Source organism: Desulfovibrio sp. 1214_IL3152 (genome assembly GCF_036763055.1).
Taxonomy (GTDB): Bacteria; Desulfobacterota; Desulfovibrionia; order Desulfovibrionales; family Desulfovibrionaceae; genus Desulfovibrio.
This window is the reverse complement of record NZ_JBAIYW010000618.1, coordinates 1-1182: the sequence shown is the minus strand read 5'-3', so window position 1 is coordinate 1182 and position 1182 is coordinate 1. Positions and strand designations below refer to the sequence as shown.

At 60.8% G+C, this 1182-nt stretch carries 1 protein-coding gene; it reads left to right on the top strand.

Annotated elements, in window-relative coordinates; genetic code table 11:
• Positions 1-138: 138 nt before the first annotated feature.
• Entirely contained in the window at positions 139-1092 is a 954-nt protein-coding gene (locus V6C07_RS12945) for a hypothetical protein (protein ID WP_333536890.1), read from the top strand.
• Positions 1093-1182: the final 90 nt, after the last annotated feature.

Below are 1182 nucleotides of genomic sequence, written 5' to 3'. Positions count from 1 at the left end.
TGGCGGACGTGACCGTCGCGACCGTAATGATCGTGGCGACAGGCGCTGACCGTCACCACCAAAGACTGAATTGAAACGGCCCGGCCGGGCGCAAGGCGCGTCCGGCCAGCCGCTGAAAGAGCGATAAAGGAAATTCCCATGTCCAAAAAGAACAAAAGCGGCGAGCCTGAAGCCACTGACAAGGAAAATTCCGTGAAGCAGCACGCCGCTGATGGGGCAGAAGCTCAAGACCACGCCGAGGACCACGCCCGCATACACCACGAAGCCCTGGGCGATGCCTGGGTCGTGCTGACGGGCCGCAACCCGGTGGAAATCATGGGCCAGATTGTGGGCACTGTCCTGCACGAAGGCGGTACGCGCCCTTCGTGGCAGTGGAAGCACGGCGGCAAAGACCATATTATGATGGCCTGGCCGCAGGATCAGCCCGTGCGCGCTTCTGTTCTGATGGTAGGAGAGGAAGGCGAAAAGCTGAATCCTGTTTCTGCCGTTCCCCTGCTGGACGGCCTGCCCAACGACCTGACGGTCGAGGGCGTCTTTCCCTGGCAGAGCGGCCTTGGGGCCAACGTGGCGGTAAGCATGATCGAGGGCAAGAACCCCATGTGGTTTTTCGACCCCCTTTATGGCCGCGACAAGAACGACCTCACCCCGGAGATCACACACACCTTTCTGCTGGCCGGTCTGGCCTTTGCCGTGCGCAAGGCCCTGCTGGACCACATGACCATCACCCAGGGGCCGCAGTATGAAGCCCACGCCGAGGCATGGCTTGAGGCCAATCCCGGCAAGGGACGCCTGGACGTGCCGCCCCTTCAGGTAGATGTGAGCGATCGTCACATGATCATGCCCGGCCGCAATTTTTGCGAATACCAGATGCGCGCCGTTATTGAAGAAGTGCAGGACTACCAGCTGGAACAAATGCCCGTCAAAGCCCTGTACGTGACCTTTCCCTTTGAAAACCGCCCGTCCATGCGCCTTGTCATCTATGCGTCAAAGATGACCCTGGGCGACTTTGAACCTGAGGCGGGACAGGCCATTGATGCCTACATCTGGCTTCAGGGCCGTGTTGTCGACTTTGACCAGGGTCCGCAGCAGTAGCGGCCCAACGGTTTTACACGGCATGGCGGGGGCCTGCCCCGCAGGCAGCGCCTCCGCCATGCAAGACAGAAAAAACAGCGGCACACCGCC